At 45.2% G+C, this 14,994-nt stretch carries 16 protein-coding genes; 5 read left to right on the top strand and 11 right to left on the bottom strand.

What is annotated here, in order from left to right; translation table 11 throughout:
* Nucleotides 1-40: 40 nt before the first annotated feature.
* The 5 genes from WC441_01305 to metG all read right to left on the bottom strand — a co-directional run bounded on the left by WC441_01305 (nt 41) and on the right by metG (nt 5,664).
* The gene (locus WC441_01305) at nt 41-850 is read right to left on the bottom strand and encodes an SIMPL domain-containing protein (GenBank protein ID MFA5163147.1); all 810 of its coding nucleotides are present in this window, start codon (nt 848-850) and stop codon (nt 41-43) included.
* Between the two features lie 135 nt (nt 851-985).
* On the bottom strand, nt 986-2,443 hold the full coding sequence (locus WC441_01300; GenBank protein MFA5163146.1) for a PhoH family protein: 1,458 nt from the start codon (nt 2,441-2,443) through the stop codon (nt 986-988).
* A 147-nt stretch (nt 2,444-2,590) separates the two neighbouring features.
* Entirely contained in the window at nt 2,591-3,310 is a 720-nt protein-coding gene (locus WC441_01295) for a DNA alkylation repair protein (protein ID MFA5163145.1), read from the bottom strand.
* A 4-nt stretch (nt 3,311-3,314) separates the two neighbouring features.
* A complete protein-coding gene (locus WC441_01290) occupies nt 3,315-4,001 on the bottom strand; it encodes a hypothetical protein (protein MFA5163144.1) in 687 nt (228 codons plus the stop codon).
* A 10-nt stretch (nt 4,002-4,011) separates the two neighbouring features.
* Nucleotides 4,012-5,664, bottom strand: a complete 1,653-nt coding sequence (gene metG, locus WC441_01285; GenBank protein ID MFA5163143.1) for a methionine--tRNA ligase — start codon at nt 5,662-5,664, stop codon at nt 4,012-4,014.
* A gap of 201 nt (nt 5,665-5,865) precedes the next feature.
* Here metG and rpmA point away from each other — a divergent pair, with 201 nt between their 5' ends.
* Together rpmA and WC441_01275 are read left to right on the top strand one after the other, a co-directional pair.
* Complete coding sequence (gene rpmA / locus WC441_01280) at nt 5,866-6,147, top strand: 50S ribosomal protein L27 (GenBank protein MFA5163142.1); 282 nt, start codon at nt 5,866-5,868, stop codon at nt 6,145-6,147.
* A gap of 136 nt (nt 6,148-6,283) precedes the next feature.
* On the top strand, nt 6,284-7,150 hold the full coding sequence (locus tag WC441_01275; GenBank protein ID MFA5163141.1) for a hypothetical protein: 867 nt from the start codon (nt 6,284-6,286) through the stop codon (nt 7,148-7,150).
* Nucleotides 7,151-7,197: 47 nt separating this feature from the next.
* Here the strand turns inward: WC441_01275 and WC441_01270 are convergent, their stop codons facing one another.
* Nucleotides 7,198-8,865 (bottom strand): CTP synthase, encoded by a 1,668-nt coding sequence (locus tag WC441_01270; protein ID MFA5163140.1) that lies wholly within the window; start codon nt 8,863-8,865, stop codon nt 7,198-7,200.
* Nucleotides 8,866-8,955: 90 nt separating this feature from the next.
* Here WC441_01270 and WC441_01265 point away from each other — a divergent pair, with 90 nt between their 5' ends.
* Nucleotides 8,956-9,231 (top strand): hypothetical protein, encoded by a 276-nt coding sequence (locus WC441_01265; GenBank protein MFA5163139.1) that lies wholly within the window; start codon nt 8,956-8,958, stop codon nt 9,229-9,231.
* Between the two features lie 56 nt (nt 9,232-9,287).
* Here WC441_01265 and WC441_01260 read toward each other — a convergent pair whose 3' ends face one another.
* Genes WC441_01260 through WC441_01240 form a run of 5 tightly spaced genes read right to left on the bottom strand, consistent with a single transcriptional unit; the run spans nt 9,288 to nt 14,015 of the window.
* Nucleotides 9,288-10,535 (bottom strand): S41 family peptidase, encoded by a 1,248-nt coding sequence (locus tag WC441_01260; GenBank protein MFA5163138.1) that lies wholly within the window; start codon nt 10,533-10,535, stop codon nt 9,288-9,290.
* Between the two features lies 1 nt (nt 10,536).
* The gene (locus WC441_01255; protein MFA5163137.1) at nt 10,537-11,121 is read right to left on the bottom strand and encodes an L-threonylcarbamoyladenylate synthase; all 585 of its coding nucleotides are present in this window, start codon (nt 11,119-11,121) and stop codon (nt 10,537-10,539) included.
* 6 nt (nt 11,122-11,127) lie between these two features.
* Nucleotides 11,128-11,643, bottom strand: a complete 516-nt coding sequence (locus WC441_01250) for a CvpA family protein (protein MFA5163136.1) — start codon at nt 11,641-11,643, stop codon at nt 11,128-11,130.
* Between the two features lies 1 nt (nt 11,644).
* The gene (gene rsmI / locus WC441_01245) at nt 11,645-12,316 is read right to left on the bottom strand and encodes a 16S rRNA (cytidine(1402)-2'-O)-methyltransferase (protein ID MFA5163135.1); all 672 of its coding nucleotides are present in this window, start codon (nt 12,314-12,316) and stop codon (nt 11,645-11,647) included.
* 1 nt (nt 12,317) lies between these two features.
* Nucleotides 12,318-14,015 carry a hypothetical protein gene (locus tag WC441_01240; GenBank protein MFA5163134.1) on the bottom strand — a complete coding sequence of 566 codons (1,698 nt, stop codon included), beginning with the start codon at nt 14,013-14,015 and terminating at the stop codon, nt 12,318-12,320.
* A gap of 166 nt (nt 14,016-14,181) precedes the next feature.
* On the opposite strand from WC441_01240, the gene secE reads away from it, so the two are divergent.
* A complete protein-coding gene (secE, locus tag WC441_01235) occupies nt 14,182-14,367 on the top strand; it encodes a preprotein translocase subunit SecE (GenBank protein MFA5163133.1) in 186 nt (61 codons plus the stop codon).
* 62 nt (nt 14,368-14,429) lie between these two features.
* Entirely contained in the window at nt 14,430-14,975 is a 546-nt protein-coding gene (gene nusG, locus WC441_01230) for a transcription termination/antitermination protein NusG (protein MFA5163132.1), read from the top strand.
* Nucleotides 14,976-14,994 lie beyond the last annotated feature (19 nt).

Genomic DNA, 14,994 nt, shown 5'->3' with positions numbered 1-14,994 from the left:
AAACTGGCGCGTCTAAAAACCCGCCAGTTTAAAAAATTTTTTATTTTATATTATAGGTGACACCGATCTCGATGATAATCTCCCGTGAGCCGCTCGGCACTTGAGGCATGCCGCCCCCACCGACGCCACCCGCGCCCATACCGCCATAGTTGTAGCTAGGCACCGGCTGGATCAAATTCTCCCACCAATTAGCGATATTCTTGAGCTCGACCCCGGCTGCCGCCGCTAAAGCGCCACTTTTCTCTCGGGCGTCGGCAATCGCCTTAACCCTGGCCTGTTGTTTCAAATCGCTCAGATTGGAAGCATCAAAGCTCAGGTTGAGGATCTGATTAGCTCCGGCTTTAGAGGCCGCGGCAATCACTTGGTTCAAGCTGCCTGGGTTCTTGTCATAATCAGTAATCTTGACGGTCAGCTGCTGGTTGGCATTATAGCCGCCGACAACGCTGACATTATCCTTGTAGTCATACTGGGGCATGACGGAATAATTCTGCGTCTGGATATTCTCCGCACTGACGCCTAAGGCCTTAAGAGCCGAACTGATGCTGTTTACCTTAGCATTTAACTGATTTAGGGCTTCTTCGGCTAAAGGGGCTTTGTCGATCTGCACGCCTAAGGTCACGATGGCGATATCGGGCTGATAGCTCAAACGCCCTTGGCCGGTGACGGTCACCTGGCGATATTGCTGACTAACGATCCGATCGCGCAAAATTGAAACTACTACGATCCCAGCCAAGCAGATGATTGCTAAGGCTAAGATGAAAAATTTAGGGCCGCGGCGTCCGGAACAGCATTGGCCTGAGCCGCCGTCCGATTCATGGCCGCAACAAGCATGTTTGTGTTCTTCTGTCATATTGATAAAATTAGATAAATTAGTCTTTTAAATTTGCCTATATTATAACACCTTTTTGAAAATCGCAATACTATTTTAATCGATTATCCCTAATAAAACAAGCGCGTTTTTATAAACGCGCTTGGCATATTTGAATCAAAGAACTTGCTCGGCGAAAGCAGCGAGGGCGGAACGGACCGTTTCGGAAAAATTGACAACCGAAATCATGGGATTGCCCTTCATCTTCTGTGAGGCATAGGCCAAACCGGAAGAACGGAAATCCGGAATCTTCTTGCGGTCGATCTGACCGAGGTCGCCGGTAAAGACGATCTTAGAATTCTGCCCTACCCGGGTAATAATGGTCTTGACTTGGTGGGTAGTCAGATTCTGGGCTTCATCAATAATCACAAAACGATCCAACCAAGTGGCGCCACGGATATAATCCAGAGGGACATTGATGATCTTGTTACGGACAAAAATATCCTCTGGCGGCTTATTATCCTCTTCGTTGTTGCCGTTATTAGCCCTATTACTCCGCTTCTTTTTGCCATTCTTGCCACCATTTGGCTCAGCTGAGACGACGGCGGACTTATTCAGGTGATTAACCAGTTCGATCAGCTCCAAATTCTGGATAATCGGGACCATCCAGGGCGACATCTTATTATTGATCCCACCCGGTAAAAAGCCCATCTTATCTTCATCTTCCAAGGAAACCATCGGCCGGGAAATCAGGATCTGGCGAAAATTTTTCCTCTGTTCCAAAGCGGCTGCGATGGCCAGAAGAGTCTTACCGGTACCGGCGCCTCCCTGCAAGAAACTACAGGTAATGGTCGGATCCAGCAGCTGGCCCAAAGCGATCTGCTGCTGCCAATTCGGGCCATTGCCATTATTGGACAAGGAGCTGATACCGCTAGCGGCAATCTTGGGATGGACGATCTGGAAATAATCCCCTTTCTTAATGGCTACAAAACGTTCCTTATACTCAGCTTCGGCTTGTTTGGTATAGGGATTATGGTTGCTCAGACAGACGACGCCTTCGTTTTCCAAAATCTCATCAGCTATCTCCTTTTTCGCTTTAGCCCGGAAAGAGAAGGTTCGGCCGTCGGAAGCAACATCAGAATGACTGACTCGGAGCCTTTTGACGACGTCAGGCTTAATTTCTACTTTGATCTTATCGCGCCGATACTCTTCGACCGCGATGTAGCTCGGACGGCTAACACCGATTAATTCATGGACCAAAAGGCGCAGAGTGACATCATTAGAGATGAATTTGATCTTGTCAAAATTGCCGTATTCCTTGCGGTAGCGGCCGGCAGTGAAATTATCCACCACCTTGTTGAAGGTAGCTAGGATCTTATGGTCCGGCTTGTCATGATCAGGAATCTTTAAGTTCCCGAACTTAGGGTTGTACTCAATGATCAGAGAAGGGTCGCCGCTGTGGCGGAGCTTCTCGATTTTCTTGATTGCCTCGCGGGCATCGATGCCGATATCCGGCTTACGCTTCAAATTGTCCAGCTCGACAATGGTTTCTAGGGCTAAGACGACAACATTGCCGCCTTCGCGCAAGAAATCAATGGCATTGGGGTCGTGCAAAAGGATGTTAGTGTCCGGCATAGTTAGATTTCGTCCGGTTACGGGTGCTGGCTCCATTTTTTGCCTCCTTTTTTATATGGTTAATACTAAAATGAATTGTTAAAGATCTATATATTATTAAAATTATCCTTCTTTATCTTTTATCCCTATTTTTCCCTGATGTCAAAGCTAAGCGGCATAGAGATAGTGCTCGCGTTCTGCCGGCTTCAATCTCTCGATCGCATAACGCAAAGCGGTCCTTGGCATCGTTCTGTAATAATGATCCAAAAAAGCCTTCAATTCCCTTTCTCCCAAGCGTTTACCCATCTCTCTAAGCATCCAGCCGACAGCCTTCTGGATCAGGTCATGCTGGTCATAAACTAAGATCTTAGCGATCTTAAGCGTTTCCTGGCTAAAACCAGCTTTTATAAAAGCAAGGGTGGCAACCATAGCCATCCGTTTTTCCCACAGACTCCTCGAGTTGGCTAATTTCACTAAAAGCTTTTTTTCTCGGGGATAAAGGAGTAGATAATCACCCAAAATCTTATAGACCGACAAATCGACTAAATCCCAGTTGTTAATATATCTAGTATTTTGCAAATAGAAATCAAGGATCTGCTTCCGGCTGAGCTGGTCCTTAGCTGTTTGGTAGTTTTCCACGAGGATCAAGAGAGCAATCAGTCTTAATTCATGATAGGGGTCCTTAATCAAACGGCTGATATCCTTAAGGGGTAAATCTTTAAATTCTTTAGCGATCTTCCGAGCAGCTGGCACCATAAGGCCCAAAAACTTATCTCCAGCCCCGTATTCGCCCGGAGCGGTCTTAAAAAAACGCTGCAAGATCTGGGTCTTAGCGGGCAGAACCGCGGCTCTAGCTTTCTTTTTTAGTAAATCTAAACGCTGAGACATAGCTCTATTTTAACTCCTTGCTCTTATCCAAATCGATACTAATCCGCCACAGCTCCTTATCTTGGCGGGCAAAGAAAAATAGCTGTCCGCCGTCAGGCGAAACATTAACTTTATAGATCTCATCATATAAACGGCTCGCCCAATTATTGACCATTATCAGATCTTTGCCGTCCTTCTTGGCCCTATAGATAAAAAAGCGACTGTCCGGGGTAAACATCTTGGGTTCAAAGGTCCAATCAAAACTGGGGCCAGCTTGATTATCAACTACGATGACTTCCTGATTGTTCTTTTTAGCCGTATAGGCGAAGTGCTCGCTATCAGGAGAAAAGACTACTGGCGATAAGGAATCATAAGCTTCGCCAACCTGGCCGTTAACAACTACCGCCCAACCCTGATCCTTGCTAATAGCATAGGCGATCTTCTGTCCGTCCGGGCTAGTAAAGAAGAAAAGGTCATTGAAACTGTCATGGCCAGAGGGTAAGGCATATACTTTCTCTTCCTTGATATCTTTAGCGACATAATCAGCTTTGGTTTCCAGGGCCTTGGGCTGATAATTTAAATCCAAAGGTTGAGAACTATTAGTCCTAGCTCTAAGCCAGATGGCTAACACGATGATAACTAGAAGCAAGAAAAAGATCAGGAGCGGCCGGAAAGACTTGTGATTCTTCATCTTAGATAAGCGTGAAACCATATTTTTATGATTATTTATTACCCAATTTAGCAGCTTCCGCTTCGATTTCTTCCTCGCTCAACTTACGGAAAAGAGGCGCGAAATCACCGACTTTGGTAAAGGCGAACTCCGGTCTCTCCCAGGCTTTAAGGGATATACCCAAGCTCGCTGCTATTTTCAGGGCGGTTGACGGCAGATACGGGGACAAGAGAATGGCTAATTCTTTAACTATTTGGAGTAAAACAGCTAGATCCGCTTCAGCTTGAGCTGGATCAGTCTTAACACTTACCCAAGGCGAACTTTGATTAACGTAAGCGTTAGCCTCATCGACCAGGTGGAAAATCAATTTCAGCCCTTCTCGGAAATTAGCTTTTTCAATCGCCTGGCCAGCGGCCACCCTGGTTCTATCGGCCAAATCCAAGAGGGCTTGAGCTGAAAGACTAGGCGATTTCGGCCAATTCAAACCATCAGGAAAATTCTTCGCGCTTAAAGACAAAACCCGGTTCACGAAATTGCCGAAGGTGCTGATAAGCTCATTGTTAGTCTTCAGCATAAATTCCGGCCAGGAAAAATCCGCATCGGAAGTTTCCGGACCAGCGATAACTAAATAATAACGCAGGGTGTCGGCGTCATAGCTTTTCAAAAAAACCGGTAGCCAGACCGCCCAATGGCGGCTCTTAGAGAATTGTCTATGGGCTAAAGTCAAATATTCCGAAGAGACAATCATGTCGGGCAAGTGGAGCTGTCCTTGGCCTAAAAGGATGGCCGGCCAGATAATGGTATGAAAAGGGATATTGTCTTTGCCATGGACATAATAATGGAAAACATCTTCTGCCTGCCAAAAATCTTTCCAAGCCTCAGGATGGTCAGATTTCTCTGCCCATTCATGCGAGGCAGATAAATACCCACAGACGGCTTCGAACCAGACATAGATCCTCTTGCCTTCATAACCCGGCAAAGGCAGCTCAATTCCCCAATCTAGATCCCGGGTAATCGCCCGATCTGGCAAGCCGCCACTCAAGAGATTCTTGGAAAAATTCAAAGCATTACCCCGCCAGCCAGATTTAGTATTTAACCATTTCTCTAAATCCTTTTCTAAAGCGGATAATTTAAGAAAAAAATGTTCAGACTCCCGCCACTCCGGCGTACTGCCACAAATCTTGCAACGCGGCTTAATAAGTTCTTTGGCATCTAAAATCTTGCCGCAATTATCACATTGATCGCCTCGAGCCGGATCAAAATTACAGTGCGGACAAAGGCCTTCCAGATAACGATCAGGTAGAAAACGATTGCAAGACACGCAATATGGCAAACTCTGGCTTTTTTTATAAATCAAGCCCTTTTCATAGAGCTGAAGAAAGAGATCCTGTACCACCCTCTGATGGGTGTCGGTCAAAGTGTTAGTATAGTTGTCATAGGAAAAATTAAGGCCTTTGACCAAGGTCGCGACAAATTCTTGATGATACTTTTCTGCAATCGCTTTGGGCGCTAAGCCTTGTTTCTCGGCTTCGACGCTGATTGGAGTCCCATGGCAATCGGATCCGGAGACATAAAGGACCTCCACTCCAGCTAAGCGCCAGTAGCGTGCCAAGATATCCGCCCCGATCAGGCCGGCCACATGCCCTAGATGCAAGGAACCGTTAGCATAAGGCCAGGCGGCGGCCACTAAAATCTTCTTTGACATATTATTAAATCAAACCAAATTATTTAAAATCCTTCCTGTTTAATCTTAGTATAAAGTATCCAAATAAGCAATGAAAAAAGTGCTTTTCTCAGCCAAATCTTGACATTAAACCGAGCTTTTGTTATATTAGCAAAAGATATAAAAATTATTTACAGACTTCAGAATGCAGCTTTCCGGCTGGCATTTTAAGTTATAACCAATATGGCACATAAGAAGGCGGCCGGCTCCACCTCGCTCGGCCGAGAATCAGAAAGTAAGCGCCTCGGCGTTAAAATCACTGACGGCCAAGCTATCAAGACCGGGATGATCATCATCCGCCAGCGCGGTACTAAATACCGGGTCGGTTTGAATGTGAAACGCGGCGGCGATGACACCTTGTTCGCCTTAAAGAGCGGCATAGTTAAATTCAGTACCAAGAAGTTTACTAAATACGACGGCTCTACTAAAAGCTGCAAGGTGGTGAGCATAATCCCAGCTAAATAAGGCTTTTGATTTTCAAAAAATAAGCTAAAAACCTCTGATTTAAGAGGTTTTTTGTTACTTGACAAATAATCAAATAAATAATAAGGTAGATAATCAAACTAATCGTCCTTTTCACAACCCCAAATTAATATTCCTCATGAAAAAAATCGCCTCAATCCTGCTTGGCATCTTGATGCTCAGCGCCGGTCTGCCGCTTTTTGGCCAGACTGACACCAACTTCAGAAAACAGGGAGAAGAAGTTTTCCTCTTCCGTAGGACCCAGGAATTAAAAAATCATGATTCCTTAACAATCACCACCGAACAGCTTCTGGCCAAATGGCAAATCGCTAACGACTGCCGGCCGCTTAACCTGGAAGATTATAAACAGCTTCTCCAAGGAAAAAGCGTGATTAAACAAGACACCAGCTCTAAGACCATCATTACCTCCATCCTGCCAGTCAGAAAAGCTTATATTATAAACAGCACTGAGCACCAAACTCAGTCAAACATAATATCGGCTAAAAAATCATCCCAGCTGGGTGAGGAAAGCGCTTGCTGGTTCTGGACTATCTTAGGGATTATAATTCCGGCCGCAGTTATTCTGCTATATGGATTTATCGGCCTAGACAAAAAGAATAAAGATTTTATTATCGCCTACCTATTTAATTTAGCTATAATGACCACTGCTGGGATAATAGCCCTGATCGCCCAACCGCCCTCTGTATTTCTCTGGATGATCTTATCCATCGTAATGTTATTTATTATCTATAAGTTCTCGGATCTGATCTATAATCGCGAAAGGACGGTTTGGCCAGCATATCATTTCTACCAATTCCTGCTCATGGCCGGCATTACCGCCTCCTGGTTTATGACCTACATCATGGAAAATCCAGAAAATATCAGAGGCAAGCATTATCTTTCGGGCTATCTGATCGCCTTCGTCGGTCTGCACGCCCTGAGCTTCGCTATTAGGATATCCTTGAATAAATTAAGGAAAAAAATGATCAAGCATTTTCGGGGATAAAAAAATAAAAGGCCGTCTAATTAAGACGGCCTTCTTTTTTTCTTAAATTATTTTTTCTTCCTTAAATCTTTGCAAACCCTGATAAACTCGACAAATAAAGGGTGCGGGGCTAAGGGGCGGGAAATATATTCGGGATGGAATTGGACGCCGATGAAAAATGGGTGGCTAGTAATTTCGATACCCTCCACTATTTCCCCATCCGGTGAGGTGCCGGCGATAGTGAGGCCTAAATCTATAAATTTCTGCCTATAATCGTTATTAAATTCATAGCGATGGCGATGGCGTTCGGAAATTATTTTTTGATCGGTGAATTTCTCATAGGCTTTGGCTAAGTGGGTGCTGGCTGTTATCTTACAAGGCCAGCCGCCTAAGCGGATGGTACCGCCATAGCCTTTTTCTTGGATAAGCTTTTCCTGGCCTGGCATGATATGAATAACCGGATTAGTCGTCTTAGGATCAACTTCGGCAGAATTAGCGTCTTTGAGGCCGGCTACATTGCGGGCGAATTCAATCACGGCCATCTGCATGCCATAGCAGAGACCAAAATATGGCACTTTATGTTCGCGGCAATATCTAATGGCTTTTATCTTACCGTTATGACCACGGCCGCCCCAACCTTGAGGCACGATGACACCATCTAGATTTTTTAGGACTCCGGTGCCTTTCTCCTCTACGTCTTCCGCGCTCAACCAATGGATCTTAGCCTTAGCGTGATTATAGGCGGCGGCGTGTTTGATCGCCTCGATGACGGAAATATAGGAATCTCCCAAAGAAAAATCACCGGTCGCAAAATACTTGCCCACGATCCCGATATTAACCTCTTGCTTAGCATTCTTGATGGCACTCGCCATCTTGCGCCACTCCTGATTATCTGATTTCTTGCGCAAAGGCAAGCCGAAACGTTCTAATATGTTCTTGCTTAGATTACCTTTTTCGAAATTCAAAGGAATATCGTAGATAGAATCGATGTCAGGCGCGGCGATGACATTTTCAGGAAAGACGTTACAATTAATCGCAATCTTTTCTCTTCTCGCTTCATCCATCGGCTTTTCACTGCGGGCAATCAAGAAGTCGGGTTGGATGCCGGCACTCTGTAAATTCCTGACAGCGTGCTGGGTCGGCTTAGTCTTCATTTCGCCAATCTTATTCGGAATCGGGAGATAGGAAACGATGACGAAGAGGACATCCTTAGGGTTATGGAGCTTCATTACCCTGGCTGCTTCCAAAAATAGAAGATTTTCATACTCGCCCACCGTGCCGCCAATTTCAATAATCATTATTTCCGCCCCGGTCTTAGCCACGGCAGCATCGATGCGGTTGCGGATCTCTTGCGGGATATGAGGCACAACTTGGACGCACTTCCCTTTATATTCCAAATTCCGTTCTTTGTTGATGACGGTCTGATAGACGCGCCCGGTTGTCATATAGCTCTCCCGATAAATATTCTTATTCAAGAATCTTTCGTAATTGCCGATGTCTTGATCGGTTTCATCGCCATCTTCGGTTACAAAAACTTCACCATGCTCTACCGGATTCATGGTACCGGCATCAACATTGATATAGGGATCCATCTTGATACAGCTGACGTTATAGCCCCGTGCCTGCAAGATCTCACCAATCGACGCCGTCGTCACGCCTTTACCGACTCCGGACATGACTCCGCCCACCACGAAGATAAATTTTGGGCTATTTTTAGATGTTTTTTTCTTTTCCATATTCCCTTGACTTAAGAATAATAGTATGTTATAAATTTATTATCAAAAAAATTATAATAGTTCTTACTAACCATTTAAAACAATGTAAACATGGCTCGATTAGTAAATGACGGCGGAATTATCTGCCTATTTAATGACGACGGGGACTTGGTCGCATCCGGCCAAGGCAGCGAAGAATTCGCTGATGACCTCTTTAATGCCGATGAATATGACTGGGCGGAAAGGATCCTTGGTCATAATGACATTCTCATCGACGTATCACCTTTCGATATTAAGGAGATACATGAGCAAATAAAGATCCATCAGGTTCACGATTCTCCCACCGAGGAGGCGATGAGGGAAAATTTCCTCAACGAATACTATTAAAATCCCCCAAAAGAAACAGCCATAAAGAGCGGCTTCTCTACCCAGGAGCTGCTTTTTTATTTTTTCGCTTTCAGGATCTGCAGCGCCTTATCCATCTGCAAGTCGATATTCTTATCTATATTCTCCTGGCTAATCTTGACCTCGACATTCGGTTTGATTCCCTTCTCATCGATTGCATCCCCAGCCGGAGTCAGCCATTTAGCGATCGTTACCTTCAAAGCTGAGCCATCGCTTAGGTCTTTTAGCGTCTGAACCGAGCCCTTACCAAAAGTGTTTTCTCCCACGATAGTAGCTTTCTTGTAGTCACGCAAAGCCCCGGCCACGATTTCTGAGGCAGAAGCACTGCCGCCATTAACCAAGACGACAGTCGGGAAATTAGCCAAGCGAGCCTGGCCATCCGCGAAACTCTCATTGCGCCGATTATCATTGAATTGTTCAGCCACGACCACCCCTTCCTTGATCCACTCGCTCGCAATCTTGATAGAGGTTTCCAGGTAGCCACCGGGGTTATTGCGCAAATCCAAGATTATCCCTTTCGGGTTCTTGAGGAGGACATCTTGGACAGCCGCCTCGAATAAGCCTTCGGTATCGTTATTAAAATTACTTATCTTGATAACATAAATTCCATCCTTCCTCATTCCCGTCTTAACGCTCTTCACGACTATGACATCCCGGGTAACCACGATATCTTGCGACTTATCGCTCTTCCCTCGCAAAATCGTCAAAGTCACCTTGGTTCCTTTGGGGCCGCGAATCTTCTTTACCGCCTCGTCGACGCTTAGTCCTAAAGCGGTTTGGCCGTCGATGGCTAACACTTTGTCTCCAGCGCGCAAACCAGCTTTAGCGGCTGGCAAGCCTTCCAGCGGCGCGATAATCGTCACCATTTCATTACGCATGCCGACTTCAGCGCCAATGCCTTCAAAAGTACCGGCTAAATCGTCATTGAATTCTTTAAAAGTCTTAGGATCCATGAATAGGGTATAGGGGTCGCCTAAAGAAGCCGCTAGGCCCTGTAAAGAGCCATAGAACATCTCCTTATCCTTAATCTTATTCTTATCTACGAAATTAACCTTAAGATTCTGCCAAACTTCCCAATAGAGATCAAAGTCAACCTCGCCAGATAAGCTGGCATTTTTAGCGCCTCTGCCAGTTAAGCTTTCCGAATAGGCCAAAGGCCGGCTCAAAAGACGGCTGAAAGCGCTCGATTGCCGTTTCTGCCCGAAATAGAAGCCGCCGCCAAAAGACAAGGCGATGATAACTAAGACGATAAGGGTTGACCAGATTATTTTAATTCTCTTTGACATATTATTTTCTTAAAATTCTAAACTCTCGGCCCCGGAGATCCCAAATTAGAGACGCCGGTCTTATCTGCTCCCCGGCATCTACTACTAGGTCGGGTTGCAGATTCGGCGGTAAGCGCCGAGGTACGCTAAAATTCGCCTGGCCGCTCTGATTCAAACTAGTTGAAACAAGAGGCACAGCTGAAGCTCTTAATATTTTACGCAAAAAACGGCTTTTAGGCAAACGCACTCCCAAGCCGCGGCTATTGCCAACCACTGCTCGCGATAAACCGCCTCTATAGGGCAAGATGAAGGTCACCGGCCGGCGACCAGCTCTGACAGTCCTAATAAAATCTAAGCGTCTCTGGCTAAGATAGCAATACTTTTTCAACTGTTCCTCACTAAACATCAGGACCGACAAGGGTTTGTCTTTAGCGCCACCCTTCATGGCTTTGATCCGATTGACCGCTCGGGCATCATCCGCCCGGCAGGATAAGCCGTAGATGGTGTCGGTGGGCAGAGCCAGTACTTGGCCACGATTTAAACAATCGACGATGAGCGTCGATTGCGAAGGTGTTAACTGCTTTAATCTTATCTTCAAGCTTCTCATGCAATTCTAGATAATGGATTTCAGGGCTTTAAGAGCCTGGGGTAAAACCGGCATGATTATCTTCACGATCTTCAAAAGCAAGGGCGCAACCTTAGACGCGGCTAGCTGGCCGCCAAATAAGCTACCGATGATGGCATAGCGGGAAGCAACGAAGACGATTAAACCTAAGAATAATCCGCCTTCGATGAAGCCAAGAGCTGCCCCTAGAAGACGGTTGATGAGCTGAGTCAGAGGAATAATGGAAATCAGCTTGAATATCTTTTCAATGATAGTAAACAAAAGGTCGGTCAGCCGAATAACTAAAACCAAGAGGACAATGAAGCAGATTACTTTACCTAGATTATCATGGCCCCTAAATAGGCTCTGACCCCAAGTGAAAAACTGCAGATAGAAATGGCTAGCCACATAAGCCCCTAGAATCAAGGCTACGATGTGGCCAAACAGCTTAATCAGGCCTTTAGAAAAACCGAAAAAGACGAAGGAGGCCCAAATGACTATGACGATGATATCAAACCAAGACATATTAATCTCGATAAATTACTAAAGCGAATTCGCCCTTAAGCGCCGCTGGCTGCCGACCTAACTGCTCGCTAATCTCTAAAGGCGAACCAAAATAGAAAGACTCATGCAATTTGCTCAGTTCCCTACCCAGAACGACCTTAGATTGAGGATCAAGCTCGGCTAAAAGTTTCAGGATGCGATGTTTGGATTCATAGATGACGACCGGATATTCGCTCGCGGCAATTGCTCTAAGGGCGCTCTGCCGCCCCTTCTTATGAGGCAGGAAACCGAAGAACCAAAATTTATCAGCGGCGATGCCAGCGACTGACAATAAAGCGGTCAGAGCGGAAGCGCCAGGAATAGGGATAATCTTTATTTCTTCGCCAAACTGCTCCCTCACTGCCTTAACCAGCTGCCCACCCGGGTCAGCGATACCGGGGGTGCCGGCATCGGTCACTAAGGCTAAATCTTTGCCGGTAGTAAATAGCTTGAAAATCTTGTCTAACTTAGCTTGATCAGAATGATGATGATAGGAGATAAGGGGCGTCTTAACTGAATAATGCGATAACAGCTTTTGGCTGACCCGCGTATCTTCGCTCAGGATATAATCAACTTCTTTTAAAATACGCAAAGCCCGGAAGCTCAGGTCTTCCAGGTTGCCAATCGGGGTAGCGACTAGATAAAGAGTAGGCATATTAAGTCATCCTTTCTTTTCTTTCCTTGATATAGCGGGTCCAGTCTTCCGCGATTTCGACTAAAACCTTGAAAGGCGCCTCAATTATGAAATCAAAGATGAAAATGAAGATATTGATCTTAGAAACGTTTCCGGATAACCAGCGTCCGGCCGAAATGATCGGCATATAGAAAAGATCGACTAAGAAATTCAACAGATTGTCTTTGCGGTCGATAATTATTAAATCTTTGACGCCCTTAGTGGTAATGATGCTGAAGAAACTGACAAAAGCTAAGAAGAAGAGGAAGATGGTGATGCTGACCCAGTTGAAACCGACCTTAGTCAAGACCCAGATAATGAAAAACAGAGAGGCTAAGAAAGCGGCCGTATAAATAATATTGAAGATAGCATTCATGAAGAAACCCCGTCGGCCCGGCCGGCGCAAGACCAGGGGTTGGCGACGCTCTTCGCCCACGAAAGAAATCTCTTTCACCCCTTCGACTATCTTGGCTGTATTCTTCTCGCCCGGCGTCTGGGTTAGGAAAACGATAAAAAACAGCAAGATGGCCGGAAAACTAACATTAATGAAGAGGGCGCTATAATTTATCTGCTCGCCGAACCAGCGGATAGCCGGAATTTCGATCAAAAACACGAAAATGGACTTAGTGAGGAAAATATAGATGATACTGCGAACCGCTGCCCGCCATAAGCGCCCCTTGGCTTTCTTATACTTTTGATTACAGGTCTTTTTGACCAGATTGATAAAAGTCTTGGAATTCTTCTTGATTTCGCTGAAGATCTTAGCCGGATCCGGCTCGACCGTTTCCGCTAAGACATTGAAATATAAGCCGTATTCTTTCACGACCTTATCCAGCTGCCTAGCTAGAGGATGGTTGAGTTGGTAATCGATAGTAGCAAAAATGGACTGGATATTATCCACCAACTTCTTCGATTTCGATGGTTCCAGCAATTTGCTGTCGACATAATATTTAAAAAGCACTAGGCTCAGCATGTCCGTATCGAACTTGGAGAATGTCCGGCTGATAGCCAAATAAATCTGGATTTCCAAATCTTTCTCATAAGGTTGATCTGGTGGCAGTTTAATATTCTTAGATAGAATATTAAACATATTAGAAACCATGACTTGCTTGACCCGGTCCGTACCCAGATTCTCTTCGATCTCGCAAGCCGCCAAAGCCAAGAGTCTTTTGATCAGATTATTCTTCTCCCTGAATAGGCCGCGGGCCTTATTCCAATCGGTTTTCAAGCTAAGCTCAGAATTGATCTTTAAGACGCACTGGTTCTTCAGGCCGATGTATTTGCCGATGATCGCAGACACCTCGCCCAGCTTGGCTTCCGGCACCTTATCATTAGGCAGATAACTACCCCTGATCAATTCCACTAAGAGGTGCGAGGAAATCTCTTCTATCTTCGCAGCCTTAAGCACGCCTTCGATAACGACCTGGCGCTTCAATATCCTTTTAATCGCGTTCTTCCTAAGCAGATGCTCTTCGTCATAATCAACCGCGTTGCGCACTTTTTCATAGAAAAAAGACAAGCGGGAAATCAAAGAGGAGACGTGGATCTTCGGAGCCTCGTCATCTTCCTCAGTCTGCTTGTTTTTGGCATTAAAAATGACCTGGAAAAGCTTCTTGGCGTCGCTATTGACCTCTGCCCCGCCATCGTCTTCCAGCCGCTTGATAAGATTGGGACTCACCATAATTTTAATTATATTGGCTTTATTTTATTGTATCTTTTTTGGCCAAAAAAGGCAAACTAAAGCCCCAATCTCTAAAAGCCGGAAATTACTTGACAGCTAATCTTAAATTGTCTATATTATTAATAGATAAAAGTGGCCTCAGGGGGCTGTTTTTTAAAACACTAATATGAATAAAATAAGCCAATATCTAAAAAGCGCGGTCGCTGAAATGAAAAAAGTTTCTTGGCCGACCAAAAAAGAAACCTATAACTACACTCTCTTAGTCATCGGGCTAAGCTTGGGCGTGGCAGTTTTCTTAGGACTTTTAGACCTGATTTTCGGTTGGGGATTACAATTTATCATTACTAAATAATTAGGCTGTCTGGACCTGCTTAACTTAAGCAAGGAGGAACAGATCAGCTCGCTTAGTCTTATATGGCTAAACAAATACTAAACTTAGGCCGCCGCTGGTATGTCCTGCATACCTATTCCGGCTACGAAGAAAATGTCGCTCAGAACCTGAAACAGAGGGTGGAATCCTTAGATATGGAAGACAAGATCTTCAATATTCTGATTCCGACGGAAAAAAAGATCAAGATCAAGAACGGTAAACGTAAAGTCGTCGAAGAGAAGATCTTCCCCGGCTACATCCTGGTAGAAATGATCGTCACTGATGAATCCTGGTATATCGTGAGAAACACCCCTAATGTCACCGGCTTTATCGGTACCGGAACTATCCCGACTCCGATCAGCGAAGAAGAGGTTAAGGCCCTGCAGAAACGGATGGGTGTCGAAGACCCGAAATTCAAGATCGACGTTAGCGTTGGCACTCCGGTCAGAATCAACGAAGGGCCTTTCAAAAATATGGAAGGCAAGGTCACTAATATCGATGAAGCTAAGGGTAAAGTTAAAGTTTCAGTCTCCATGTTCGGCCGGGAAACGCCCGTTGAATTAGATTTCTTGCAAATTAAGAAAATATAAAAAAATGGACGACGCTTCT

The organism is Patescibacteria group bacterium (genome assembly GCA_041651355.1).
Taxonomy (GTDB): Bacteria; Patescibacteriota; Patescibacteriia; order Patescibacteriales; family UBA12465; genus JAPLVX01.
This window is presented reverse-complemented; position numbering and strand designations above follow the sequence as displayed.

What these genes read in the sequence shown, in the direction of transcription:
- WC441_01305 (MFA5163147.1), bottom strand. Translation starts at nt 850, where the DNA reads ATGACAGAAGAACACAAACATGCTTGTTGCGGCCATGAATCGGACGGC.
- WC441_01300 (MFA5163146.1), bottom strand. Translation starts at nt 2,443, where the DNA reads ATGCCGGACACTAACATCCTTTTGCACGACCCCAATGCCATTGATTTC.
- WC441_01295 (MFA5163145.1), bottom strand. Translation starts at nt 3,310, where the DNA reads ATGTCTCAGCGTTTAGATTTACTAAAAAAGAAAGCTAGAGCCGCGGTT.
- WC441_01290 (MFA5163144.1), bottom strand. Translation starts at nt 4,001, where the DNA reads ATGGTTTCACGCTTATCTAAGATGAAGAATCACAAGTCTTTCCGGCCG.
- metG (MFA5163143.1), bottom strand. Translation starts at nt 5,664, where the DNA reads ATGTCAAAGAAGATTTTAGTGGCCGCCGCCTGGCCTTATGCTAACGGT.
- rpmA (MFA5163142.1), top strand. Translation starts at nt 5,866, where the DNA reads ATGGCACATAAGAAGGCGGCCGGCTCCACCTCGCTCGGCCGAGAATCA.
- WC441_01275 (MFA5163141.1), top strand. Translation starts at nt 6,284, where the DNA reads ATGAAAAAAATCGCCTCAATCCTGCTTGGCATCTTGATGCTCAGCGCC.
- WC441_01270 (MFA5163140.1), bottom strand. Translation starts at nt 8,865, where the DNA reads ATGGAAAAGAAAAAAACATCTAAAAATAGCCCAAAATTTATCTTCGTG.
- WC441_01265 (MFA5163139.1), top strand. Translation starts at nt 8,956, where the DNA reads ATGGCTCGATTAGTAAATGACGGCGGAATTATCTGCCTATTTAATGAC.
- WC441_01260 (MFA5163138.1), bottom strand. Translation starts at nt 10,535, where the DNA reads ATGTCAAAGAGAATTAAAATAATCTGGTCAACCCTTATCGTCTTAGTT.
- WC441_01255 (MFA5163137.1), bottom strand. Translation starts at nt 11,121, where the DNA reads ATGAGAAGCTTGAAGATAAGATTAAAGCAGTTAACACCTTCGCAATCG.
- WC441_01250 (MFA5163136.1), bottom strand. Translation starts at nt 11,643, where the DNA reads ATGTCTTGGTTTGATATCATCGTCATAGTCATTTGGGCCTCCTTCGTC.
- rsmI (MFA5163135.1), bottom strand. Translation starts at nt 12,316, where the DNA reads ATGCCTACTCTTTATCTAGTCGCTACCCCGATTGGCAACCTGGAAGAC.
- WC441_01240 (MFA5163134.1), bottom strand. Translation starts at nt 14,015, where the DNA reads ATGGTGAGTCCCAATCTTATCAAGCGGCTGGAAGACGATGGCGGGGCA.
- secE (MFA5163133.1), top strand. Translation starts at nt 14,182, where the DNA reads ATGAATAAAATAAGCCAATATCTAAAAAGCGCGGTCGCTGAAATGAAA.
- nusG (MFA5163132.1), top strand. Translation starts at nt 14,430, where the DNA reads ATGGCTAAACAAATACTAAACTTAGGCCGCCGCTGGTATGTCCTGCAT.